At 58.3% G+C, this 25,784-nt stretch carries 22 protein-coding genes; 18 read left to right on the forward strand and 4 right to left on the reverse strand.

Going from position 1 to position 25,784, the window contains the following annotated elements; genetic code table 11:
• Window positions 1-48: 48 nt before the first annotated feature.
• The 17 genes from Q8M42_RS11220 (at window position 49) to Q8M42_RS11300 (ending at window position 20,575) form a co-directional block, all read left to right on the forward strand.
• A complete protein-coding gene (locus Q8M42_RS11220) occupies window positions 49-444 on the forward strand; it encodes a YkgJ family cysteine cluster protein (protein WP_305284039.1) in 396 nt (131 codons plus the stop codon).
• Window positions 445-933: 489 nt separating this feature from the next.
• Window positions 934-2,244: a nucleotide sugar dehydrogenase gene (locus Q8M42_RS11225; protein ID WP_304867936.1), complete on the forward strand. Its 1,311-nt coding sequence runs from the start codon at window positions 934-936 to the stop codon at window positions 2,242-2,244.
• Between the two features lie 116 nt (window positions 2,245-2,360).
• Complete coding sequence (locus Q8M42_RS11230) at window positions 2,361-3,788, forward strand: mannose-1-phosphate guanylyltransferase/mannose-6-phosphate isomerase (RefSeq protein WP_304867938.1); 1,428 nt, start codon at window positions 2,361-2,363, stop codon at window positions 3,786-3,788.
• Window positions 3,789-3,864: 76 nt separating this feature from the next.
• A complete protein-coding gene (locus Q8M42_RS11235; protein WP_304867940.1) occupies window positions 3,865-5,397 on the forward strand; it encodes a glycosyltransferase in 1,533 nt (510 codons plus the stop codon).
• A gap of 17 nt (window positions 5,398-5,414) precedes the next feature.
• Window positions 5,415-6,560 carry a PilZ domain-containing protein gene (locus Q8M42_RS11240; RefSeq protein ID WP_304867942.1) on the forward strand — a complete coding sequence of 382 codons (1,146 nt, stop codon included), beginning with the start codon at window positions 5,415-5,417 and terminating at the stop codon, window positions 6,558-6,560.
• Window positions 6,561-6,568: 8 nt separating this feature from the next.
• Window positions 6,569-8,044, forward strand: coding sequence for a sel1 repeat family protein (locus Q8M42_RS11245; protein WP_304867944.1), 1,476 nt, complete (start codon window positions 6,569-6,571; stop codon window positions 8,042-8,044).
• The gene (locus Q8M42_RS11250) at window positions 8,041-9,441 is read left to right on the forward strand and encodes an alginate export family protein (protein ID WP_304867946.1); all 1,401 of its coding nucleotides are present in this window, start codon (window positions 8,041-8,043) and stop codon (window positions 9,439-9,441) included. The genes Q8M42_RS11245 and Q8M42_RS11250 overlap by 4 nt, the downstream gene beginning before the upstream one ends.
• Before the next feature lie 17 nt (window positions 9,442-9,458).
• Entirely contained in the window at window positions 9,459-10,892 is a 1,434-nt protein-coding gene (locus tag Q8M42_RS11255; protein WP_304867948.1) for an MBOAT family protein, read from the forward strand.
• Between the two features lie 10 nt (window positions 10,893-10,902).
• On the forward strand, window positions 10,903-12,006 hold the full coding sequence (locus Q8M42_RS11260; RefSeq protein ID WP_304867949.1) for an alginate O-acetyltransferase: 1,104 nt from the start codon (window positions 10,903-10,905) through the stop codon (window positions 12,004-12,006).
• Between the two features lie 14 nt (window positions 12,007-12,020).
• Complete coding sequence (locus tag Q8M42_RS11265) at window positions 12,021-12,668, forward strand: alginate O-acetyltransferase AlgF (protein ID WP_304867951.1); 648 nt, start codon at window positions 12,021-12,023, stop codon at window positions 12,666-12,668.
• A 49-nt stretch (window positions 12,669-12,717) separates the two neighbouring features.
• Window positions 12,718-14,121, forward strand: coding sequence for an alginate biosynthesis protein AlgX (locus Q8M42_RS11270; RefSeq protein ID WP_304867953.1), 1,404 nt, complete (start codon window positions 12,718-12,720; stop codon window positions 14,119-14,121).
• A 17-nt stretch (window positions 14,122-14,138) separates the two neighbouring features.
• The gene (locus tag Q8M42_RS11275; protein WP_304867955.1) at window positions 14,139-15,224 is read left to right on the forward strand and encodes a polysaccharide lyase; all 1,086 of its coding nucleotides are present in this window, start codon (window positions 14,139-14,141) and stop codon (window positions 15,222-15,224) included.
• A 15-nt stretch (window positions 15,225-15,239) separates the two neighbouring features.
• Window positions 15,240-16,721 (forward strand): right-handed parallel beta-helix repeat-containing protein, encoded by a 1,482-nt coding sequence (locus Q8M42_RS11280; RefSeq protein WP_304867956.1) that lies wholly within the window; start codon window positions 15,240-15,242, stop codon window positions 16,719-16,721.
• A 68-nt stretch (window positions 16,722-16,789) separates the two neighbouring features.
• The gene (locus tag Q8M42_RS11285) at window positions 16,790-17,611 is read left to right on the forward strand and encodes a nuclear transport factor 2 family protein (RefSeq protein ID WP_304867958.1); all 822 of its coding nucleotides are present in this window, start codon (window positions 16,790-16,792) and stop codon (window positions 17,609-17,611) included.
• A gap of 48 nt (window positions 17,612-17,659) precedes the next feature.
• Window positions 17,660-19,066: an FAD-binding oxidoreductase gene (locus Q8M42_RS11290; protein ID WP_304867960.1), complete on the forward strand. Its 1,407-nt coding sequence runs from the start codon at window positions 17,660-17,662 to the stop codon at window positions 19,064-19,066.
• Window positions 19,067-19,081: 15 nt separating this feature from the next.
• Window positions 19,082-19,423 (forward strand): cupin domain-containing protein, encoded by a 342-nt coding sequence (locus Q8M42_RS11295; RefSeq protein ID WP_304867962.1) that lies wholly within the window; start codon window positions 19,082-19,084, stop codon window positions 19,421-19,423.
• A gap of 78 nt (window positions 19,424-19,501) precedes the next feature.
• A complete protein-coding gene (locus tag Q8M42_RS11300) occupies window positions 19,502-20,575 on the forward strand; it encodes a polyamine ABC transporter substrate-binding protein (protein ID WP_304867964.1) in 1,074 nt (357 codons plus the stop codon).
• A gap of 83 nt (window positions 20,576-20,658) precedes the next feature.
• On the opposite strand, the gene cptA is transcribed toward Q8M42_RS11300, so the two are convergent.
• Window positions 20,659-22,413, reverse strand: coding sequence for a phosphoethanolamine transferase CptA (gene cptA, locus Q8M42_RS11305; protein WP_304867966.1), 1,755 nt, complete (start codon window positions 22,411-22,413; stop codon window positions 20,659-20,661).
• 452 nt (window positions 22,414-22,865) lie between these two features.
• Here cptA and Q8M42_RS11310 point away from each other — a divergent pair, with 452 nt between their 5' ends.
• Complete coding sequence (locus Q8M42_RS11310; RefSeq protein ID WP_304867968.1) at window positions 22,866-23,546, forward strand: polysaccharide lyase family 7 protein; 681 nt, start codon at window positions 22,866-22,868, stop codon at window positions 23,544-23,546.
• Window positions 23,547-23,620: 74 nt separating this feature from the next.
• Here the strand turns inward: Q8M42_RS11310 and Q8M42_RS11315 are convergent, their stop codons facing one another.
• The 3 genes from Q8M42_RS11315 to Q8M42_RS11325 all read right to left on the reverse strand — a co-directional run bounded on the left by Q8M42_RS11315 (window position 23,621) and on the right by Q8M42_RS11325 (window position 25,552).
• A complete protein-coding gene (locus Q8M42_RS11315; protein WP_304867970.1) occupies window positions 23,621-24,088 on the reverse strand; it encodes a hypothetical protein in 468 nt (155 codons plus the stop codon).
• A 112-nt stretch (window positions 24,089-24,200) separates the two neighbouring features.
• Window positions 24,201-24,620: an RDD family protein gene (locus Q8M42_RS11320; protein ID WP_304867972.1), complete on the reverse strand. Its 420-nt coding sequence runs from the start codon at window positions 24,618-24,620 to the stop codon at window positions 24,201-24,203.
• 260 nt (window positions 24,621-24,880) lie between these two features.
• The gene (locus Q8M42_RS11325; RefSeq protein WP_304867974.1) at window positions 24,881-25,552 is read right to left on the reverse strand and encodes a hypothetical protein; all 672 of its coding nucleotides are present in this window, start codon (window positions 25,550-25,552) and stop codon (window positions 24,881-24,883) included.
• Window positions 25,553-25,784: the final 232 nt, after the last annotated feature.

Genomic DNA, 25,784 nt, shown 5'->3' on the forward strand with positions numbered 1-25,784 from the left:
CAAGGCCGCTATCATCGCGCGCCGCACAACTGATGCATGCCTGCTCCGATGAAAAACAACCTGATTGCCGCCGCCGAACTCGACCGCCTGGAAACCTGGGCCAAATACACCGCAGATATGTGCCACAGCTGCATGTCCAGCTGCTGCACGCTGCCGGTCGAGGCGCGGTTGAATGACCTGATCCGCATCGGCGTGGTCGATGAGTTTGAACGCAGCGAGCCGCTGAAGAACATCGCCAAGCGCCTGCAGAAAGACGGCATCGTCGAACGCTTCCACCAGAAGTCGGGCATCTTCACCCTGACCCGCATGAGCAACAACGACTGCTATTCCCTCGTTCGCAAAACCCGCCTGTGCACAATCTACGAAAAGCGCCCGGATACCTGCCGCAACCATCCGAAGATCGGCCCGCGCCCTGGTTATTGCGCGTACAAGCCAAAGAGCTAACTTGCCCCTACCTGCCGAGCGCAACAGCTGTTGACGCTCGCGCCCCTGCACGCCCCCCACAAACCATTCCCCGGCCAATTTAAGCGCCGCGGCCTCCACGCAGCACCACAAAGTGCGAGAAACGCACAACTTCCGCGCAAACAAAATCCGCAATGAAATATAACCGTGCATAAATAGCGTTATTTTTATGGCGCCATAAATTTAACACTTATATTGCCAACTATTTTTTGGCGCCTTAAAAATATCAAAATATAAGTTATTGTTTTTAAACATAAAAATAACAACGCAACTAACAAATAAAAAATAATCACAAATTGGTTCATGTTTTGCTTGAAGAGCAAAAACAGCCAACTTAGTATCCGCGCCAATTCAGGTGTCGCCACTTCTTAATCGCAGTTAGTAACGATTACGAAACGTTCCCGGCGTACTAATGAATATGGAAGTTGGCAACGCTTTAAGCCGACTACTCACTAATTGAGAGAGGGATCTATGAGAATCAGTATTTTCGGATTGGGCTACGTAGGCGCTGTCTGTGCCGGTTGTTTATCGGCGCGCGGACATGAAGTCATCGGGGTCGATGTATCACAACCGAAGATTGACCTGATCAATCAAGGTAAATCTCCAATTGTCGAACCCGGCCTCGCCGAGCTGCTTGAAGCTGGCGTCAAGTCGGGCCTGCTACGCGGTACGACGGACGTCGGCGCTGCGGTGTTGGCCAGCGAGCTGTCCTTTATTGCCGTTGGTACGCCAAGCAAACGCAATGGCGATCTCGACCTCGGCTATATGGAGTCCGTGTGCAAACAGATCGGCGAAGCGCTGCGCAACAAGCAGGACCGCCATACCGTCGTTGTACGCAGCACCGTCCTGCCCGGCACCGTCAACAATGTCGTCATCCCCCTGATCGAAGCAGCATCCGGTAAAAAAGCTGGCATCGACTTTGGTGTGGCCACCAACCCTGAATTTCTCCGCGAAAGCACGGCAATCAAGGACTACGACTTCCCGGCCATGACCGTTATCGGTGAATTGGACGAGCAGTCCGGTGACCTGTTGCAAGAGCTCTACAGTGAGCTGGATGCACCGATCATCCGCAAGTCGATCGAAGTCGCGGAAATGATCAAGTACACCTGCAACGTTTGGCATGCGACCAAGGTCAGCTTCGCCAACGAAATCGGCAACATCGCCAAGGCATGCGGCGTCGATGGCCGCGAAGTGATGGATGTGGTGTGCCAGGATCACAAACTCAATCTGTCTCGTTACTACCTGCGCCCAGGCTACGCATTTGGCGGCTCCTGCCTGCCCAAGGACGTACGCGCCCTGACTTACCGCGCGGGGCAGATGGACGTCGAACACCCGCTACTGGCATCCATCATGCCGAGCAACCGCGCCCAGGTGCAGCGCGCCTATGACATGGTTTCCAGTTACGACAAACGTAAGATCGGCTTGCTCGGTCTGAGCTTCAAGGCCGGCACTGATGACCTGCGCGAAAGCCCGCTGGTAGAACTGGCCGAAATGCTGATCGGCAAGGGCTACGAACTGCGGATTTTCGACAGCAACGTCGAATACGCCAGGGTCTTCGGGGCGAACAAGGAATACATCGAGTCGAAGATTCCCCATGTGTCCTCGCTGCTCTGCAAAGAGCTTGATGACGTGGTATCGGCATCCGACGTGCTGATCATCGGCAACGGCGATGCACGCTTCGCGCAAGTGCTGCAGAACGTCGGTGACGACAAACAGATCCTCGACCTGGTCGGTTTTATGGAACACACCACCAGCGCGACCAAGGAAGGCATCTGCTGGTAAGCCAACAATCAACAACATAAAGGCGGCACCGTTACAGGTGCCGCCAGCTCGACTGCGGCGCATTGCCAATGCTACTGCCTTCCCGATCTGAATCGATGTTTACAAGGAGTGACAGCATGATTCCTCTGATTTTATCCGGCGGCAGCGGATCACGGCTCTGGCCGCTCTCGCGCAAGCTGTACCCAAAGCAGTTTCTGGCCCTTACCGGCACTGCCACGATGTTTCAGCAAACCCTCAAACGCCTGGCACTTGAGGGCATGGGCCAACCCATCGTGGTGTGCAATGAAGAGCACCGCTTCATTGTCAGCGAGCAACTCGCGGCCATCGACTGCAAGGCACAAAGCATTCTGCTCGAACCTTTCGGTCGTAACACTGCGCCAGCCGTGGCGATTGCCGCGATGCACCTGCTCGCCGAAGGCCGTGACGAATTGCTGCTGGTTTTGCCGGCTGACCATGTGATCGACGACCTGCAGGTTTTCCATACGGCGCTCGGCGTGGCCCGTAAAGCGGCGGAGCAAGGCGAGATGGTGCTGTTTGGCGTGCCGGCTGAGCGCGCAGAAACAGGCTATGGCTACATCAAGACCGGCGGGGCAAAAACCGGGTTGTCTGCCGGTGTTTTGCAGGTTGAGCAGTTTGTCGAAAAACCCGATCTGGCCACCGCCAGCGCGTTTGTCGCACAGGGCGACTACTTCTGGAACAGCGGCATGTTCTTGTTCCGCTGCAGCCGTTATCTGGAAGAACTGCAACGCCACGACCCCGACATCTATGACACCTGCCAACTGGCCCTGAGTCGCAGCAAGGCTGACCTGGAGTTCATCCGTATCGACCCGGGCTCTTTTGAATGCTGTCCGGATAATTCCATCGACTACGCCGTGATGGAAAAAACTGATCGCGCCTGCGTGGTGCCGCTCGCCGCCGGCTGGAACGATGTCGGTTCCTGGTCAGCGCTGTGGGACGTGCAAGACAAGGACAGCAACGGCAACAGTCATGCTGGCGATGTAGTGATGCATGACAGTCACAACTGCCTGGTACACAGCCAGAGCAAGCTGGTGACCCTGGTCGGCCTGGATGACGTGGTGGTGGTAGAGACCAAAGATGCCGTGATGGTGGCGCACAAGGACCGCGTGCAGGACGTCAAACAGTTGGTCAACACCCTGACCGCCCAGGGCCGTACGGAAGCGCAGGATCATTGCCAGGTCTATCGCCCGTGGGGCAGCTACGACTCCATCGACAACGGCAATCGTTTTCAGGTCAAACGCATCGTCGTCAAACCGGGCGCCAGCCTGTCGCTGCAGAAGCATCACCACCGGGCCGAGCACTGGATTGTGGTATCCGGGACGGCGCGGGTGACCTGCGACGAGAAGTCATTCCTGCTCTGGGAAAACCAGTCGACCTACATCCCCATCGCCGCCATTCATCGCTTATCCAACCCCGGCAAGATTCCTCTGGAAATCATCGAGGTGCAGTCTGGCAGCTATCTGGGTGAGGACGACATCGAGCGCTTCGAAGACGTCTACGGCCGGACGGACACCACGGTCAACTAAATCAAGGCCCTGTTCCGGGGCCGCATGGCTCAACGCCTCGCGGTAGAGAACGGCTTCAATGGAGGAAGCATGACGCATGCTTAGGTTTTTTGTAGGAGCACTGAAGTGGGTCGAGACTTCGCCAGCGTTCGGCAAGCTGTGCGGCTGGGCCTGCCTGATCGCATTGATCGCACTCACCTCCGAAATGGTCGACCCGAGCTACCTGGACCCGTCGCATCAGAAGTTTATCTTTCTGATCGGCGCCCTGGGCATGTGGCGCTATGGCAATGCGGCGATTCACTACATGCGCGGCATGTACTTCCTGCACTGGCGCTTCCCGCGCATGCGCAAAGCAGTTGAGCGCATGGGCGCGGCGGCGTTGCCCGAGCATATGTTCATGGTCGTCACCAGTTTCCGTATTCCGACCCACACCACCTACAAGGTCTATCAGTCGGTGTTTCAGGAAGTTCAGCGCCTGCAGGTGCCGTGCACGGTCATTGCCTCGATCGTCGAGAAAGGTGACGAGAACTTCATCAAGGACATCATGCGCCAGGAAGTGCGCGGGCGTGATGACATCAAGCTGATCATCGTGCGGGCCCGCGGCACCGGTAAACGTGACGGCCTGGCCCATGCCTTCCGCGCCCTGTCGCGGCAAATGCCGCTGGAAAATGCGGTCGTCGGCGTGGTCGACGGCGACACCATGATGCTGCCGGGCTGCGTCGAGCGCGCAGTGACCATGTTTGCCTACCTGCCTAGCGTCGGCGGCCTGACCACCAATGAGTTCTGCGAGGTGGAAGGCAGCAAGCTGATGCAAGAGTGGCACACCATGCGCTTCGTCCAGCGGCACATCAACATGTGCTCAATGGCGCTCTCCAAACGCGTACTGACCATGACTGGGCGCTTGTCGTTTTTCCGTGCCAGTGTGATGACCGACCCCGCGTTCATCAAAGATGTAGAAGCCGACTTTCTCGATCACTGGCGCCTAGGGCGCTTCCAGTTCCTTACCGGCGATGACAAATCCTCCTGGTTCAGCCTGATGCGTTCGGGCTGGGACACCTTCTATGTGCCCGACAGCCACACCCTGACAGTCGAGCATCCGCCAGACAGCAGCTTCCTGCGCGCGACACGCCAACTGATGTACCGCTGGTATGGCAACTCGCTGCGGCAGAACTTCCGCATTACCAAATTACTGGGCCTCGACCGCCTGGGCCTGTTCACCATGTACGTGCTGTACGACCAGCGGGTGTCCATGTGGACCTGCCTGATGGGTTTAAGCGCATCAATCGTGGCCGGCCTGCTGTTCGGTATCCAGTACCTGCTGCTGTACCTGTTCTGGGTGTTGCTGTCGCGCACCCTGGTGACCCTGCTGTTCTTCTTCAGCAAGCACCCGGTGGACCCGATTTACCCCTTCGTTCTGTATTACAACCAGATCGTCGGCTCGGTGATGAAGGTTTACACCATGTTCCACATGGACCGGCAGAGCTGGACCCGGCAAAAAACCACACTCAGCAACGGCAGCGTCAGTTTCGATGCAGCCCTTAACCGATGGACTTCGAAGGCGATGCTGCTGTCCTCCATCGCCATTTTCTTCGGGGTCATTTCGGTCCTGCTAGATCTCACGCAACCTTAAGTAAAGGCGCGAATGCTATGAGTAGCACCACTGTCTTACCTGCAAATGTTGTTCACGAAGCGATTGATGAACGTCAGTTCGTGCGCACCAAAATACCGGCCCGCATCACCCTCGAAGGCAATGGCCTGAAGGGTTTGGAATGCGAAATACAGGATATTTCCCTAGGCGGCCTGGGCCTGTTGATCGAGCAGCCAATGAAGCTCGGCAGCCTGTTCACTGCGTCGATCCGACTGAAGTTGAACAAGATCGACCTGAACATCGACACCAAGGTGAAGATCGTTTCCCAGCGTGGCCAGGAAGTCGGCGCCGAGTTCGTCGAGCTGGATCGGCAGAAGCGCGACATTCTGCGCTACATCATTTCGGCCTATATGTCCGGCGAGATCGCCGACATCAACGGCCTGTTCAACGTGATGCAGCGTGAAAACTACATCAAAGAACGCAAGACCAAGCATGCCAGCGCACGCACGCCTGGCGACCGGGTGAAAGCGGCATTGGGCACCCTGCTGTTCCTCAGTGCTGGGCTGGCGGCTGTCAGCCTAATTCTCTACAAGAGCTATCTGCTGTTCTTCCATATGCCTGCAGCGCAGGCCGTGGTCAGTGCCAATGCTTACATCGTGAGCATGCCGGAGAACGGCAATCTCAAGTACCTGATCAACGCCGAGCAAACCAGCGTTACCAGCGGTCAGCCGTTGGCCAGTGTATCCACCCAATTGGCCAGCAGCCTGACCAGCCCGGCCGATGTCGCCGCGCTAGCAGACCTGAGTGCGCCAGATATGGCGGCTCTGCTCGGGCGCGTTACGGTGGAAACCGTGATCGCCAGCCCGTGCGACTGCAGCCTGTATTTCCCCAAGCCGCGCCTGGATGGCTTTGCCTACAAACAGGACCCGCTGGTGCACCTGCTGCCGCAGGATCAGCCGCTGCATATCAAGGCCAGCGTGCCCTTCGAGAAGATGGACAAGCTGGAGCGCGTGCGCTCGGTTGAGCTGCGTGTACTGGGCAGCCACGACACCATCGCTGGTGAGATCGTGGCCAGCCGCCTGGACGAGGTCAACCAGATGGTCGAACTGACCATCAAACCGGAAAGCGAGCTGCCTCTTAGCGCCTATCAGCTACCTGCCGCTGTCGACTTCGGGCTCGGTCTGCCCCTGCGCTGGATATTCTGAGGTTGCCCATGCAGGTCAGATCCCTCATTTGCACCGCTGCCCTGACGCTGTCGCTTAGCGGCGGCGCGCAGGCAGCACGCAGCCTTGAGCAGGTTCGCTATGCGTTGTTCCAAGACAGCCAGGCGCAGGTCGAGGAAGACCTGCGCCACCTGACAGAGCGCGGCGACCTGGGCGCCACGCGCTTGCTTGGCGAAGTGCTGGCCAGCCGCAGCCCGGGCAATGCCATGCAAGCCATCACGCTGTTCAAGCAGGCATTTGCCGACGGCCGCGGTGATATCGGCGCGCTGATCCCACTGGCACGCCTGGTGGACTACAAGCCACGCTTGCGCGAGGCCAACCGAACCTATATCCGCCAAGCGCTCGAGCGCTTCGCCACAGGTCGTGACTTTATTGCTGTCGATACGCGCCTCGAAGTGTTCCTGGTCTACCCGGAGCTGTTTCAACTGGCTGAGGTTGCACGGCTGATCGAACTCTATGACCGCGCCTGCCTGATGTACTGCCACGCCCCGCTGTATCGCGCTGTTGCAGCAGTGCATAAAGGTGACCAAGCGGATGCCGAGAAATGGTTCAAGCTGGCCGTGGAAAGCGATACACGCGCGGTGTATCGCTATTACGAGTTCCTCGGTGAAGAACGCAACCTGCGCTTTCGCGCCTTCGCCAGCCAATTGATCGCACGCATGCAGGTACTGCCGGTTGATCTGGTGCACCGCATTGGCCAGCAACTGACCAACGTGCGCAACGCCGAAATCAGCGCCTACAACAACAGCCGCCCGCAGACCCGTGCAGAGAACGAAGAAGAACAGCAAGCCCGTGAGCAAAAGGCCAAGGCCCACGCCAGCCTGGTCGAACAACTCGACCGTGAAGTCCTGCAATGGCTGGACCATGCCATTGAACGCGACTTCGGTCCGGCCATGCTAAGCAAAGCGGGCTTCCTCATGACCGCCCCGGATCGCTACAGTCCTGAGCCGGTCGAGGCCCTGATCCAGCGCCTGGAACAACGCCAGGGTGAAAACCTGACCCTGAGCATGGCCGAGCGAGAGCAGCCGATCACACCGCAGCGCATAAAAGCATTGCGCGTCAGTTTGCACCTGGTGCTGTGGCGCACGCTCGATCCACTGCTGAGCCAGCGCCTGATAGCGGAACTACAGGCCGAAAACTATGCCGAGGCCCTGCTACTCGAAGGCGACCTGTACAGCCAAGGCGTACTGGACGAGCCCGACCAGGATCGCGCCCTGGCGTTGTACATGCAGGAGGCCAAACAAGGTTCAGCCAATGCACTACTGCGTATCGCACGGCTGTACACCAACGGCCGCGCCATCTGCCGCGATAACGCCAAGGCTTACGCCTTCGCCTATGCCGCCCACGAACTAGGCGACCAACGCGCCACGGACCTGATGCTGGCCCTGCAGTCGCGCATCACCCCACAACAGCGTGATGTAGCCATTGCCACCGGCAACCGTCTTATCGAGGAATCAGCACTGTGAGACTCAACAACGCCCTCAGCCGCTTGAGCCTGGTGCTCGCGTGCCTCCCACTGGCCGCGCTGCATGCTGAAGAAACCGCAGCGCCCACGCCGGAGCTGGAGCCCATCACCTCGCTGGTAACCCACAAACTGTTCCTGCGCAGCGGCTACGGCCCCGACGAAACGCGTCTGGGTGAAGATCGCCGCAGCTTCTTCAGCCTGCGTTACGAGCCGTCCTACCGCTGGTACTCGCCCGAACAACGTTGGGCAAAGTGGGAGGCGTTCGGGCGTCTATGGCTGAACTACGACACAGACCCGAATGCGCTGCAGGACACCGAGGGCGACAGTGACAGCCAGTCAAGCCGGCGTCACGCTTATGCCGAGGCCCGCGAGTTCTATGTGCGCCGTAACCTGCTGGGTGACGACCCGCGCTTCTCTCTGACCTTCGGCCGCCAACGCTTCACCGATCGTTTCGGCATCTGGTGGGACGACAGCCTGGAAGCCCTGCGCCTGGACTACAACGACAGTTTCGCCAGTGGTTTTGTCGCGGTCGGCGAAAAATTCTATTACTACAACTCGGACGACAACCGGCTCGACCCTCGCGACAAGAAGATCCGTTACCTGATGGCCGAGTACGCCTGGCGCTGGCATGCCGACCATTGGCTCGGCGCCCGCCTGCTGCACGAAGACGATTACTCAGGCAGCTCACGGGCTGATCGCCAGGACTTCGACGGCCTGCGCTATGGCGTATTCCTGCGCGGCGACACACGCCAGCTGACGTCATTGATCAGCGACTACCACCTGGAAGTTGCGGCACTCGACGGCGACCTGGAAACCACGCAAAGCAATGGCCTGCGCAAGAGCGGCGACAAAACAGGCTGGGCAGTAGTGGCTGACATCGGCAAACGTTTTGACAGCCTGCCATGGACCCCGCGCGTCGCCCTCACAGCAGGCATCACTGATCGCCCGGATGACAGCGGCAACGATGGTTTCAACCTCAATCGCATTCAATCTGATCGACGCAACGATCCGCTCAGCTACAGCAGCCGCCTGGTCAGCAACCTGGTCGGGGTCAACCTGAGCAACCTGGCGTTCTATGGCGTGGCCCTGGAAACCCAGCCTACTGATCGTACTGCGCTGGATGTGCGCCTGAGCGACCTACGCCTGCGTAACCGCAGCGCCCAATTGCCTCTGCGCACCATCGCACCAACCACCGAAGATGAGGTGCGCGATACGCGTTCTTCCCATCTGGGCCAGGCCCTGGACATCAACCATTACTGGCGCATGTTCCCGCTGGCCTATGACGGCAAGCGCGTGCAACTCAACACCCTGACCAGCCTGAGTTACTTCCGGGCCGGCAGTGCGCTGGAAATCGGTGACGACTACCAGCTGACCCTGGGCATCACCCTGAGCTACTGACCGAGAGAAGCGCCAGCATGATCTTCGCCTCCAACGTATTTCTGTTCCTGTTTCTGCCGGTGTTCCTGCTCTGCTATTACATAGCCAAGGACCACTGGCGCTCGTATGTGATTGTGCTTGGCAGCTACCTGTTCTACGCCTGGTGGCGCCCGGATTTCCTTCTGCTGTTCGTCGCCATCTCGTACTGGAACTACTGGTTTGGCCTGCGCATCAAGGCGCGGATGGACGCTGGCGAAAAGACCATTGCCTTTCGCCTGCTAACCGTTGGGGTCATTGGCAACCTGGCCACCCTGGGCTACTTCAAGTACGCCAACTTCGGTGCCGACGTGCTCGTCGCAGTACTGGAGCCGCTGGGCATCAACACCTTCACCCTTGAACACATCATCCTGCCGCTGGGGATCTCCTTTTACGTATTCCAGGCGCTGAGCTATATCGTCGACATCTATCGGCGCAACGCAGAACCGACCGAGCGTTTCGTCGACTTCGCGGCCTACATCGCAATCTTCCCGCAACTGATTGCCGGGCCGATTCTGCGTTACAGCCTGATCGACAAGCAGCTCAAGCATCGCACCCACTCCATGGAGCTGTTTTCCCTCGGCGCCTGCCGCTTCATGCTCGGTTTTATCAAGAAAGTGCTGATCGCCGACTCCCTGGCGCCGATGAACACCCTGTTTATCGGCGGCGGTGGCGAGTTGCAGATGGCCGACGCCTGGTTCGGCATACTGATCTCGGCCCTGCAGTTGTATTTCGACTTCTCCGGCTACAGCGACATGGCCATCGGCCTGGGCATGATGATGGGCTTCCGCTTCGCGGAGAACTTCAACCAGCCCTATATCGCACAAAGCATCACCGAGTTCTGGCAACGCTGGCACATGACCCTGGCCGACTTCCTGCGCGACTACGTGTATATGCCGCTGGTGCGTAAACGCCTGGTCGGCATGCTTACTGGACTGGTTATCACCATGATCCTATCCGGGCTTTGGCACGGACCAAGTTTCGCTTTCATTTTCTGGGGACTGTTCTTTGGTATCGCCATGGTGGTCGAGCGAAAGCTGGGCATCGCCACCAAGGTCAGCACGCCCTACAACTTCTGGCGCAATGTCCGCTGCATGCTATTGCTGGCCTCATGCATGCCGCTGTTTTTCACCGGCAACCTGCCACACAGCCTGGAGATTTATCAGGCACTGATCGGCCTGAATGGTTTTGGCTCGCTGGACATGTACTGGTTTGGCACGTCGGTCATGACCCTGTCGTTCACCCTGGTTGCGTTGCTGTGGGTCGTGATTGCTGGCGGCATCAACATCCGTTACTACGCCGGGGGCAACAAGGATCAGTACTTTATGCACCACGTCAGCGGGTTCAGTGCAGTGCTGCTATGGGCTGGTTTTTTCCTGACCCTCAGTCGCCTGGCAGCCAACTCCTTCTCACCCTTTCTGTACTTCCAGTTCTGAGGATGCCCCCATGTTTCCCGTGATGAACTCGGCCAGCAAGGTCAATGGCATCCTCTTCTGCGTAATGCTACTCGGCATGTTTCTGTACTCCTTGCCGGCAGTTTTTGGCTTCGCCGGCACCCAGACCCAGGCCATGTCGCTGTTCCTCGACGGCAAATTGGTGCGCCAGTTTGAACAGTACTATGACAAGAACCTGTTTCTGCGCGACCCGTCCGTCAAGCTATGGGCCAATATCCAGCACACGATCTTCCGCGAAGGGGCTAGCGGCGTCGTACTGGGACGCGATGGCTGGCTGTTTACCAATCAGGAATACCTGGTACCCAACAACCTGCAACGCAACCTGGATAAGCAGCTGGCGCAGATCAGCAAAGTCCAAGAACAACTGGCGCAGCAAGGCAAACGCCTGATTCTACTGCCCATCCCGATGAAGCTGGACACCTACGCCCAGCATGCGGCCTACGCACCCACTGCGCAGATCACCGGCCTGTACGAGCGTTTCAGCGAAGCGTTGCGTGAGCGCGGCATCGCTACGGTGAATCTGCGCAGCGCCTATCTGTCAGCCGCGGCAGATGAGCCGCTGTTTTTGCGCAACGACACTCACTGGAGCCCGAAAGGCGCTGAGCTGGCCGCACAAACCCTGGCGCAGCAGTTCCCCGAGCTACGTGCGGAGACGGGTTATGTCACCCAAGCGGTTAGCGAAAAGGCGGTGGAGGGCGACCTGCTCAACTACCTGAAATTCGATCCACGGCTTGACCCAAGCTACTTTGAGCCCGTGCATATCAACCTCTACGAGACCCTGAAACAGAGCCAGCCCCTGGCCGCAGACAGCCTGTTCGGCGATGAAGGGCTGTCCCTGGCACTGGTGGGCACCAGCTATACCCGCATCGATGACTGGAACTTCATCGGCTTCCTTAAGCAGGCGCTGCAACGTGACCTGATCAGCGTTGCGCTCGAAGCACGCGGACCGTTCCAGTCCATGGATGAATTCCTGGCCAGCCCGGCTGCCGCAAGCAGCGACCTGCAAACGATCATCTGGGAGTTCCCCCTGCGCACCCTGCTCGCCCAGCGCCAGATTCCCTCGGCCTTGGCCACTCCAACCACTGCACAACACTAATTAGAGGTGCTTTTATGCCTGTTTCCATATTTCGCGCGTTAAGCGTACTGCTACTGACGTTCAGCTGGAGCATCAGCCAGGCGGCCCAGGACGGTAATGCCGACCTCTATGACGCGGTGGCTCCAGCCAACTCGGCATTTGTCCGCGTGCTGAACCTGAGCGAACGCAACATCGAAGTCACCCTCAGCGGCAAGAACAAACCCCAGGCCGTTACCAGTGGCCAATTTGGCGGCTATCGCTTCGTCGCACCGGGCAAGCACCGGATTGCCGTGGGCGACAAGGCATTGGAAAGCGAGCTGAAAGCCAACACTGCCAGCACAGTGATCTACCGTGACGGCGAACTGCAGCTGATCGCCGACCAGTTCGTCAATGAACCGCGCAAGGCGCAAATCGCGTTCTACAACCTTACCGAGAAGCCAGCCGCCTTGAAGACAGTCGACGGTCAACACGTGGTGGTAGAGATGATCACCCGCGACCAGACAGGCAGCCGCATGGTCAATGAGTTGAAGATCGCCTTCGCCGCTTATGCCGAGGCTGACAAGCTGGCCAGCTTCGATGAGTTGTTCCTGAAAAAGGGCCGCTCTTACAGCTATGCCCTGCTGCCAGCCGGCAGTGGCTACCGTGCGATTACCCTGGCCAACAGCATCGACCCCACCGAATGAACCCTGGCCTGGCGGTTATACAAGTGAGCGGACGATGAACCCGACGACCATGAAACAATACGTCTTGCTGGCCTTTGGCGGCCTGCTTATAGCCTGTGCGCAAGTCGCTACGGCTGCCGCGCAGGTAGCGAAAAAAGAAGAATGCACGGATCTGCAGTGCCTGATCTGCCCTGGGCTAAGCTCGCCGGCCGAGTACGCCGAAGGCAACATGAAGCTGCTCAAGCAAATCGTACCCGGCCGTGATCGCTGGCTGTTTCGCTCGGAAGTCGACCTGACCAACGACTTCGGCATCCCTGCCGCAATGCAGCCGGAGTTCGCCCGGTTGATGCGCGCCTTTGCCAGCCACGGCACACAAGTCACCATGGCAATACAACCGACCCGCGGCCTGATGCACCGCGCCCAGTTGCTGCCAGGGCAAACACACGGCTTTGACTATCCACTGGCCAGCGGCAACCTGAGCCGGTTCCTGCAGCAGATGCGCGATGCCGGCGCCATCGTCCCGGACATCATGAGTCTGGTGGAGCAGCCGCCGAAGGACTTCTTCTTCCGCCGTGACCACCACTGGACCCCCGTCGGCGCGCAGACCACCGCAAAAGTCACCGCCGATGCCATTCGCCAGCATCCGGTCTACGCCCAGCTACCGCGCAAGGGCTACAAAACCGAACAGAGCCTGACCCTGTACAAAGACGGCACGCTCAACCTGGGTTTGGCGACCATTTGCGGTAACCACTTCGGCTACCAGTTCGTACCTGGCTACCAGACCGTGCCGGAAAGCAACGATGCGGCCCAGTTGTTCGAAGAGCAGCCAGACCCGGAAATCGTCCTGGTCGGCACCAGTAATTCCGCCGCCCGTGAAGATGAAACCAAGCAATTCAACTTCGATGGTTTTCTCAAGGATTACCTGGGCAGCGACCTGATCAACTATGCCCTGCCCGGCGCCGGCCAGGACGGCTCACTGCTGGAATACCTGCTCTCGGCCAACTACAACCCGGACAAGGCGCCCAAACTGATTGTCTGGGAGCTGCCCGCCAACTACCGTCTGGATGGCGAGCTGACCTACCGCCAACTGATCCCGGCCGTGAATGGCGGCTGCAAAGCCAGCGAGAACATGCTTGAGGGTCGCATTGAGCGGCCAAGCATGGGGCTCAATGATCGCCTGGAGTTGCTCAGCAATGCCGGCGAAGGACGCAAGGCCCTGAAAGGCCTGGACGCGGTGCTCGACATCCGCATCAGCGACCCCAACATCAAGAACTTCTACATCATTGCCTATTACGACAATGGCGCACGCGACAAGGTATGGTTTCGCCGCGAAGCTATCGTCACGGGTGGCCAGTACTACCTGGAGCTCAGTCGCGCAGCTGAATTTCGCGATGCCAACCTGCTCTCGGTGTTCCTCGAGCCGACCCAGGTTGTCGAGAAGCCGTTCCAGGTTGAGACCAAGCTATGTCTTTGAGCAGGTCAACCAGGCACATGGCGGCAGCCCTGATGCTACTCGCCAGCCCACTGAGTGCCAGTGCAGCACAATCGATCTGGGCCAACCAATCGACCGCAGCAGCGCGACTGGTTACGGACTACCGCAGCGAGCACTGCCCGAAAAAACCACCGGCGGCCTATACCGGACACCTGCAACTCGACAGCAAGTACGACCAGAGTGACACCAGCAAAACCAAGCTGGTACAGCGCCAGAGCAAGGACACCCAGCGCATCCGCAAGCAGGTGCAGCAGTACATCGGAGGGCTGATCAAAGCCGGTCAGGTGTTCCAACGTACCCGCAAGGCCAGCGAGGCCAATACCGCACTGGCCTGCCTTGATCAGTGGCTGGATGCCTGGGCCAACCAATCCGCACTGCTCAGCGACGATGCCAGCAAAACCGGCGTCGCCTCGCGCAAATGGGCCCTGGCCGCTATCGCCTCGACGTTGCTCAAGGTGCAGGCCCTGAGTGATCAGCGCTACCAGTTGAGCGAGGCCCAAGCCCGCTGGCTTGGCCAGCTGTCAGACAAAGTGGTCGCGGAATACGAACCGCGCCGCTATGACCCTGGCATCTACTTCAACAACCATGACTACTGGGCAGCATGGGCCGTCGCTGCCACGGGCATGTTGCTCAATGATGACAAGGCGCTGGCATGGGCTGATGTCGCCTTGCGCCGCGCCTTTACCCAGCTCACCCCAGGCCAGGGCGACTACGACTACCTGCCACTGGAAGTCGCACGGGGCCGCTTGGCCGCCGACTACAGCCACTACGCACTGGTGCCTCTGATGTTGTTGGTGGAAGCCGCCGAACTGAACAATCGCGCGCTGACGGTGCAGGAGCGCGAGAAACTCGCCCGCCTTGCCAACTTTGCCGCCCGCGCCGTGCTTGAGCCAGACACCCTGGTGGAACTGGCAGCCCGCCAGGAGGATGTCGGCGAACACAAGATGGTCTGGCTACTGCCCTTCCTCAGCCGCTACCCGCAGCACCAGTGGGCCCGACGCATGTACCAGAAGTACGGCGAAGACATAAACCACTACAGCCAGGTAGGCGGCGACCTCAAGCCACTTTACCCCCAGCTCAACTGACCCAGGATGGAACCCATGTCACAGGCACTGTCCTACTGCCGTTTCCTGCTGCTGGCGACCAGCTTCGGCTGCAGCCTGGCGGCCCAGTCCGCCCCGGCCGCACTGCACACGCTGGACCCACAATGGCAGCAACAGCAACAGCAAGAGGTTCGACAACGCACCCTGAATGAAAGCCAGCCGCCGGCCTTCGAGCTGCGTGCGCCAACCGCGCGCGGCAGCGCCAGCCTGGAACCGATGTACTCGGCCCAGGCCGGCAGCTGGCCCTTCGAGCCCTTTGTGCATAACGGCTTGTTTCGCGCGATTGCCGGCTACCAGGCGCAACACCCACGTGCCGTGGTGATTCGTGGTGGCGCCGTGACCCTGGCGCAACTGCAGGCCCAGCTGAACAACCCGCAAGTCCTGCGTCGGCATGAAGACGGTTACCTGCTCAGCTACCCGCTGATGATTGCCGAAGACGCCGCCCTACTGATCGACGATCAGGTGCTGTACCTCTTCGGCCCCTCCGGCACCGCGCTGATCAACCAAGGATTGCTGCGTGTGCAAGGTTCGCGCCTGGAAAGCTGGAGCGACGGCCGCGCCTTGGCCACCGACCGCCCCACCCGCCCCTTTATCATGAACTGGGCCGGTAGCCGCCTACAGGTCGACAACGCGCAACTGGTAAAAATTGGCTACAACGCCAATTTCTCCCGCGGCATCAGCAGCGGCCTAAGCACTCAGCAATCGCCAACCAGCCCGGTAGCCCGTATCCAGGTGAGCAACAGCCGCTTCAACGGCATGTCGACCCCACTGGAGCTGCGCCACAGCGACGCGCTGATCCGCGATAACCAGTTCAACACGCAGCAGCAATACGCCATCGACCTCAGCAACAGCCGTTTCCTGATCGCCGACAACCGTATCGACGGCGTGCAGCACAACAGTGCCATCCGCATCAGTGGCAGCAGTAGCGGGCGCATTCAGAACAACCTGATCCTGCACTCCGGTAAAAGCGCAATCGAAGTCAGTGATCAAGCAGGAGCCTTGTTGATCAAAGGCAACCGCCTGGGCGCCTCGAATGGCTATGGCCTGATGTTGCGCCGCCTCAACGGCAGCGCGGCCTTGCTGATTGAGGACAACCTGATCGCCAATAGCCGGCTGAGCGCCATCGATGCCGGCGAGCTGAACGGCGCATTCATCCTCGGCAACCGCATCCTGTCGACGCCGGAATACGCCATCAGCCTGCGTAACGCGCAGCTGACTGCCGGGCAACTGGTGATCACCGGCAATACCCTGGAAGGCATCGGCAAGGCCATGATCCGTGTGGAAGGCATGCAGAATACGGTGCTCGGGGACAATCACTATCGCGCCAACCCGCTGCTGCAAAACCTGCTGACCGGCGATCTGCTCCCCCTGCAAAGCCAGGTGCTCGACAGCACGGTGCGGCGTAACTGCCACCTGCAGATTTCCCAGAGCCTGGCCGGGGCAGCCAACAGCTCAGGTGCGCCCATCTGCAACAACTGAGTTTCTGAGGCAAAGGCGCAGCGACAGCGGGATTGAGCTGCGCTCAGGCCTCGGGCAAGCTGGCAGCCATGCATACCCCCGACTTCCCCGATGACGCCGAGCAAACCGAGCGCACCCGCGCCACGGTGATGCGTTATCACTACAGCTGGAAAGACCGCGACCTCGACGCGGTGATGGCGTTGTATCACCCGGATATCCAGTACCACGACTTCTTCCAGCAGCGCTGCATGGGCTTTGCCGAGCTGCGCGAGTATGTGCGCCACAACCTGCCGCGCCAGCCCGGTGAAGCCCTGGAGCACACCGACCGCATCCGCATCGATGGCCACACCGCATTTATCCAGTACCGCATCAGCCTGCAGGGCAGCGGCGGGCTGCTGGCATTCCGCACGGGCGAAGCCATCACCGTGCGCGACGGGCTGATCTGGCGCATCCATGAATACGCCACGCTGATGCGCGAAGAGCGCGAGCTATCCGTCGCCAGTGACTCCCGCCCAGCACTCAGCCGCCTCGGCCTCAGCGCCCGCCAGCTGGGCCTGCTCGCGCAGGATCTGGAAGACTACATGCAGCGCGCCCAGGCCTACCTCGATCCGCAGCTCAGCCTGCCGCAGGTGGCCGCCGCCACCGGCTACAGCCGCAACCAGATCTCCCACCTGCTCAACCAGGTGCTCGGCCAGAGCTTCTACCGCTATATCAACCAGAAGCGCTTGCAGCACCTGCTGGCGGGTTTAGACGCGGGCAACGACCTACCGCGCATGGATGAACAGGCTTTCGCCGCCGGCTTCAATTCGCTATCAGCCTTCTACAGTTGCTTCCGCCGACATACCGGGTTGTCACCCAAGGCTTACCTCAAACAAATTTCCTTGCGGGCACGCACACAAGACACGCCTTGATCGCTCTCCTACTCTCTGCGCAACGCTACTCACTTGCCGGAGATCACGATGAGCCCATGGCGCTCCCTCAGCCTATGGATGGATCAGCTGGACGAACCGCTGACCGCCCGCCCTGCGCTGACCGAAGACCTGCACGCCGATGTAGCCATTATCGGCGCCGGCTATACCGGCCTGTGGACCGCCTACTACCTCAAGCGCAAAGCACCACAGCTGCGCATCGTCATCCTCGAAGGCGAGATTGCCGGTTTCGGCGCCTCCGGGCGCAATGGCGGCTGGTTGATGGGCAACCTGCTCGGCCAGGACAGCATGCTCGCCAAGCAGTCACCCGCCGCACGGCAGAGCGCTTATGCACTGCTGCATGGCATCCCCGATGAAGTCGCCAGTGTCCTGCAGCGCGAGCAGATCGCCTGTGATTACCGCAAAGCTGGCGTCTTGTATTGCGCCGCGCGCTACCCCGAACAACTCACCAGCCTGCGCAGCCACTTGGCCGAACTGCGCGCCCTGGGCCTGGATGAAAACGATTACCGCTGGTTGACCCCCTTTGACCTCGGCAAGCAATTGCAGCTGGCCAACGCCTTCGGCGCGATTCACACGCCGCACTGCGCCACCATCCAACCGGCCAAGCTGGTGCGCGGCCTCGCCCGCTGTGTAGCAGCCATGGGTGTCGAGCTGTATGAGCAAAGCCGGGTAATCGACTGGCAAACCGGCTTGGTGCGCACCGACAGCGGCAGCGTCCGCGCTGACTGGATAGTGCCCGCCGTAGAGGGCTATGCCGCCAGCCTACCGCCCCTGGATAAACACCAACTACCGGTACAGAGTCTGTTAGTGGCCACCGAACCGCTGCCCAAAGAAGTCTGGGCCGACATCGGCCTGGAGCGCGGCCAGGCCTTCAGCGAGAACAGCCGCCAGGTTACTTACGGCCAGCGCACCGCCGACAACCGCCTGGTGTTCGGCGCCCGTGGCGGCTACCGCTTTGGCGGCCGCTTACGCACCGACTTCAACCTCAGCGAGGATGAGCGCGACCTGCGCCGCTACCTGTTCAGCGAACTGTTTCCGCAACTCAAGCAGGTGCGCATCACCCATGCCTGGGGCGGCAACCTGGGTATGGCCCGGCGCTTTCGCCCGCACATGCTGGTGGACCGGCGCAATGGTATCGCCCTGTCCGGCGGTTACGGCGGCGAAGGGGTAGGCGCCAGCAACCTCGGCGGGCGCACCCTGGCTGACCTGATTCTCGATCAGCAAAGCGAACTGACCTGTCAGCCCTGGGTGCTCGCTGATCAGCCCCTCAACCAGCTGCCGCGCTGGGAGCCGGAGCCGCTGCGCTGGCTCGGCTACAACGCGATCATCCAGAGCTTTGTGCATGAAGACCGCGTACTCGCCAACCCCCACAGCCCGCCCTGGCGGCGCAAGCTGGCCAGCAACCTGGCCGGCACGATGGAAAAATTCATGCGTTAACCCCCGGAGAGTTTCATGAGCATCGAACACTTCAAGAACACCGCGCAGCTAGCGTTGCCAAACAGCAACCCGGTCGCTGTGCCGCTCGGCGAGCCGGTCGCCATCACCAGCAGCCATGACTTCGAACACGCCGACGGCGTGGCTGCCGGTATCTGGGAATGCACACCCGGGCGCTGGCGCCGGCAAATCGCTCAGCAGGAGTTCTGCCACTTTATCGCTGGGCGCTGCACCTTCACCCCGGATGGCGGCGAGCCCATGCAGATCCAGGCGGGCGACGCCCTGCTAATGCCGGCCAACACCTTCGGCGTGTGGGACATCACCGAGACCGTGCGCAAGAGCTTCGTCCTGCTGAAATAACCCGGCCCCGCGCAGGCCAACGCCTTTCACTTGCTACTGCCACTTCGACAACACCGATAAAAACGATGAGGTATTCCCATGCTGAAGAAGTTACTTCCTCTGCTGCTCAGCAGCGTCAGCCAGGCTGCAGAAACCGTGCGCATCTACAACTGGACCGACTACATCGCCCCCGACACCCTCAAGCAATTCGAGCAAAGTAGCGGTATCAACAGCCACTACGACGTCTATGACAGTAACGAAACCCTCGATGCCAAGCTGATGGCCGGGCGCTCGGGTTACGACGTGGTGTTTCCGTCCAACCACTACATGGCTCGGCAGATTCAGGGTGGCGCACTGAAGAAGCTCGACAAGAGTCGCCTACCGGGCTGGAACAACCTCAACCCGGTGCTGATGAAGGCGCTGGAAACCAACGACCCCGGCAACCAGTACGGCTTTCCCTACCTGTGGGGCAGCACCGGCATTGGCTACAACGCGGCCAAGGTGCGCGAAGTGCTCGGCGCGGATATACCGCTCGATTCCTGGGACCTGATCTTCAAGCCCGAATACCTGGCCAAGCTCAGCCAGTGCGGCGTGGCGATTCTCGACAATGGCCCGGAGCTGCTGCCCATCGCCCTGCATTATCTGGGGCTGCCGCACCACAGCCAGAACCTTGAGGACTACAAAAAGGCCGAAGCGCTGCTGCTGGAGATGCGCAAGAACGTGCGCTACTTCCACTCATCCAAATACGTCGGCGATCTGGCCAATGGCGACATCTGCATGGCCGTGGGCTTCTCCGGCGACATCATGCAGGCCGGCAACCGCGCCACTGAGGCGAACAATGGCATCAGCATCAACTACGTGATTCCCAAGGAAGGCACACCGATCTGGTTCGACATGGTCACCATGCCGGTCGACAGCAACAACGAACAAGCGGCCTATGCCTTTATGAATTACCTGTTACAGCCCCAGGTCATCGCGCAGATCACCAATCATGTGCAATACGCCAACGGCAACAGCGCCGCCGACAACCTGGTTGACCCCAAACTGAAAGCCGATGCCACGGTTTACCCGCCGCAGGACGCGATGGATAACCTCTATGCCCTGGAGGCCATGCCATTGAAGATCGACCGCGTGCGCACACGCATCTGGAGCAAGGTCAAAAGCGGGATCTAAGCCTCGTAGAGGCTGCATCACGGCCAAAACAAAGCCCCCGTCAACATTGGCTGAGGGGGCTTTTTGTTGGCCGTGGGCGGTAATTAAAGCTCGGCGGCCTGAGTGCTCTCGCGCTGAGCCAAACTCCCCGCACTGGTCTTGGGCTTGATCAGGCTGAAATCAATCAAGCTCTTTGGTTGCGCGGGATTGCCAATCAGTAGCGGCATGGGTTGGAAGTCACTGCTGACCAGACTTTTATGCGCGTCATATTCATCAAAGCGCAGCCCGGCAAGATCAGCCCAGGTGTGGATAAAGTGCGCCGAACTGTAAGGCCGCGACAGCGTGGTCGTGAAATCCCGGGGCTGCTGCGCCTGCCACTGCGGCGAATTCCAGACAATAAACGGCACGGTATACATCGGACTGGTAGGCGCGGCCTCATTACGCCCCAACACATCAGGCTTGGATGCATCGAATACCGCTTCACCGTGGTCCGCCAAGTACAACAACATGCCATTTGGCTCGTGCCCCGCCAAACCCTTGATCAGGCTGGCCACCACATGGTCGTTGTACAACACCGCATTGTCATAGCTGTTGTAAGTGGGTAACTGATCGCCCGTTACATTTGCCGGCACACCGGCGCGATCAGTAAAGCGCTCAAACTCAGGCGGATAGCGATACTGATAGCTCATATGCGTGCCCAGCAGGTGCACCACGATAAATTTGCGCGGCGCCGCATCGGCCAGCACCTTGGCAAAAGGCGCCAGCACGTCACCGTCATACTGGCGGGCGTTCTGTTCACGGTTGTTGTTCAGGTAGAACTGCTCATCAGCCTGCTCAGAGAACGTGGTGAGCATGGTGTTGCGCTTAGTCATGGTCTGCTGGTTGGTGATCCAGTAGGTCTTGTAGCCCGCCTGCTTCATCAGGTTGATTACCGATGGCGTGGTCAGGTAGCGATCCGGGTGCTCTTGATCGGCAAAGGTCAGCACCTGCTGCAAAGCTTCGATGGTGTAAGGACGCGGCGTTACCACGTTATCGAACACCTGCAACTGATCACGCAGTGCATCAAGCTCCGGGGTGGTCTCACGCGGGTAGCCATACAGGCTCATGCGCTGGCGATTGGTCGACTCACCAATCACCAACACCAACGTGGCCGGCTGCCCGGCATGTGCATCCTGCAAATTCGCCAAGGGTGGAATGCTGGCGTTCTCCGCCAACAGCACCTGCATATTGGCTAACTGCTCGCGGTAATTCTTGTAACCCACAGCCAGCTGCCAAGGCGTCGCTGTTTCGATGCGCTGGGCAAAGTTATCAAACCCTGCCTGCCAAGTCTCATGCTTGCTGAACTGGCGCAGCGCCGGATAACCCACGGACACAAACACTGCCAAGACCGCTGCGAATAACGCGCCAGGGCGCGACAGATAAACGGGACGCACCTTGCGCCACAGCAACCAGCCACCTAGGCCGTAGGCGGCAAATGCCAGGAGCATCCACCAGGAGAAGTACTGGATCAGGTATTCGCGGCTCTCATTCAGGTTCGACTCGAACATGATGAAAATCACGCTCTGCGAGAACTCCTGACCGTACACCAGGAAATAACCAAAGCTGCCTAACGAGCAAAGCCACAGCAGCGCGCCAATACCCGCAGCCAACTGGCGGGCGCGGGCCGGCCACAGCAACAACGGCACCAGCCACAGCGCGCTGGCCAGCAAAGCCTGACGGAAACCGGAAAACCCGGCGGTACCGGTCAACTGGATCAATAACTGGGTAACGCCAGAGAAATACCAAAAGAACAAAAAGGCCCAACCTAAACCGGCCCAATCCACGCGCTGGCGTGGCGACACTTGCAATGCTGCTGACATGGCGACCTCATGACACCTAAATATCCGTCACCGTTATGCCAGCCAGCCTGTGAAAATTCCGTCAAACCCCTGCCGGAGTGAGCAACTTTTTGCCCACCCGAGAAAATGCTTGCTTAAGAAAAGACTTGTAGCGCTATCAATTCGAGACTTCGCGCACATCCCTGCAAGACGCCTCCCAGATAAAAATCCAGCACAACGCACAACCCATCACAGCGTGAAACGGGAAAACCGTTACGCAACAGCTGATAGATAGATTTCGCAACCAACTCCTCAGAAAAACGCCAAGAATACGGCGACAAAACAATGACGAGCGGTAATTACCGAGCGGTCAACACCTCGATACTCTCGACCCAAGCACCCGACAGGTATCGCGACCAACGTCGCTAATGGAGCTGCATGTAATTGGAAATGCCAGGTGCGCCGACTGCCGTTCTGTCCTCGGAGTAGCCACCATGATCGACCTCACCACCTGGAACCTGACCATCCCTGTCGGCGTCCCTGCGACCACCATTGAAACACCCGCCCTGGCTGGTGGTTATCAGGATCACTACTTCCAGTCGAAAGACGGCACCATCAGCTTTTGGGCGCCGGTCAACGGCACGACCACGCCCAACTCCGAGTTCCCGCGTAGCGAAATGCGCGAAACCTTCGCCAATGGCACGTTGCGTAACTGGACCTACACCGCCGCCACCAACATTCTCAGCGCCACAGCCAGGATCACCCAAGTGCCCTCAACCGGCCTGGTCGCTTTCTCCCAGATACACACCAAACAGAGCGCTGCGCCCCCCCTGATGCTGGGCTATCAATATGTGGCACAAACAGGCTACGGCAATGTGGTGATTGCCTTTCGCGGCAAACCCACCGATAGCGACTCACAAAAAATCGTACTGTCCAGCAAGATCAAGCTGAATCAGGACTTCAGCTACGAAGTGCACCTGGCCAAAGACGGCACTCTGAGCATCGGCATGATCGAGCCCGGTGGAGCGATCAAACGCTGGCAGGGAAAGCTCAACACAGCATGGAAAAGCCACCAGCTGTATTTCAAAGCCGGAATCTACACCCTGGACAACAGCGGCTACGAAACCGAAGCAGGCGGTGCGACGTTCAAGCAATTGAAAATCGAACATCGATAAATACAGAGCGACAAAATGAAAAAGGCCACTATTCATCTAAAAGTGGCCCTTCTAACTGCGGGAAAAACTCGGATTTATTCTAAAACCCCAAGATCTTCCAGCGAGGCAGGAACATCACCTTCTTCGTCGACCAGCTTAATTGCACAGCCAGCAGTAGAAGGCTGCTGAGTAAGCGTATACTTTTTATCTCGCACAGGTATAAAACTTATACCTGCAGAGCATTCAGAAATAGAACCATAAGAACCATAAGCGGCTGGACGAGCTAGAAGATAGCTCGCTTTAAAATACTTACGCTCGCCTGCGGGTATATATACGGATGCTGACTGCCTCGCAAAATTCCCGTGTTCGATAAGCCGCCCTGATCCTGCAGCGCTTTCAAAACGCGGGTTATCAAACATCCACAACGACTGCCTTTCACCTGGGGCAAAAGATATTTTGGTATAGGTTATTTTGGCGGCGTTAGAAGTATCCGCCATAGGTGGCATATCCTTGACACAACCTTGCAAGCCGATAATAACAAATAAGCAGAACACATTCTTCATATAAACCCCAAATTAATATTAGACCACCGGCCAAACACTGAACTCGAAATCACAACCCCGCAAAACCCAAGCGCTGCAATCTGGCCAAACCAGGCCCAATCAAGAATAAAAATCAAGAATTTATCACTATAGTTGAGGCAAGCATATCCCCAAGCCGTTTCCTGGAACTGGTGAATATAAAAACCCAGTCAATAACACCAAGAAAGGGTGTTGTTATATTGCGCAAAACCGATTGAAAAACATTGCAGTCAATATAGCTAACATCACTGACAACGGCTATTTTTAACATCCGTTTCCCGATGCTTTGCCCTTTAGGCATTGCATCAGAAAGGAGATAGTAGCCACCTCCGACGACAAGAGCTGAAAAAACATCAACCTGACCGGATAATGACAGAACCTCAACAACATGCAGCGTCACGTAAAACAGGGAAAAGGCAATTATCGCATCAATTAACTGCGCAACCAGACGTCTTCCAGGGCTGGCTAAACTTATAGAGATTTTGCTATCAACATTTCTATCAATTAAGCTCATATCCATCACCCATATTTAATATTATATAAATCCGCAAAGGAACTTAACGAACGAACTCAAAATAGATCGCAGCAATTGAGCCACAACCACTACCCCAGAAACCTGCAGGGAAAATTCTTCTGACATTCATACTAAGAATGCATTCCGCTTCAAAACTTACCCATGGCATCAATCATTCGTTCAACTAAAGAGGAGAACTAAGCGAAATATCGGTCGGTTTTTTCTAGAGCAGACCGCTCACCTATCTGTTCTCAACCGTTTTAGAACACACCGTCACCCACACCACGCGGAACGAACAACGGTAGCGGCGCACGCTGAGCAGCAGGTAGCTCAGCCGCAGGCACATCAGCAGCCGCAACCGAGCCGGACAGCACTGAGGCCACACTCTCGGCGGCCAGCAGGCGCGTCAAGATGGACTTTCCTGTCACCGTATAATCGCCGACCCCCTCTGAGCCTGAAACAGGCGACGATGCCAGGCGCTGACCCGCCTCATCGTACACATCGACTGCCAGAACGTAGGTCAGCACCGTTCCCATAAAAACTTCGCTCTTCCACTCTTTGATCCGCACAGTCAGCAGCTGTCGGCCAGTACTGGAAGCCTGAGCACTTGGTGAGGCCACAGCCTCAGCTGTGCCACCAGCCTGCTTGATCCCACCGATGATGGATTGCTGCAGATCATGCGCCAGGGACTCACCGCTACGGGTCTTAACGTCATAGGGAATGTAATAGCTGCCACGAACAAGCCCTACATAGTTGGCGGTCTTGCTGCCATTCAAGACGTAAGCCCGCTCATCTACTACTGCCACCTCAATAATCTTGGCCGGCTTAGCGCCTACTTGCGGATATATCTGGGAATAATCGACTTTGCTACCGAAAGCACAACCTGTAAGACATGCAGCGGCTAGAGAAATGAACAAAAAACGAGAAAGCATATAAGACCTCAAACCGATGAAAAACACAGACCGCAACGAGCCATTATTAAATGGCCCGCTACGCGGCCTGAACTAATAACTAGATTAATTACTAAGGATGGTCTGAAGTAGTCCCATATTTTCGGCCGACTTCAGGCCTGTCGATTTTAAAAACGGCGATGTGATCAAAAACGATCAAATCACCCGCTTATTTCTGTGTTTTTAGCCGCAGCGAGCACCTCGCGGCAGCCAT

This window comes from Pseudomonas sp., from assembly GCF_030684895.1.
GTDB lineage: Bacteria > Pseudomonadota > Gammaproteobacteria > Pseudomonadales > Pseudomonadaceae > Aquipseudomonas.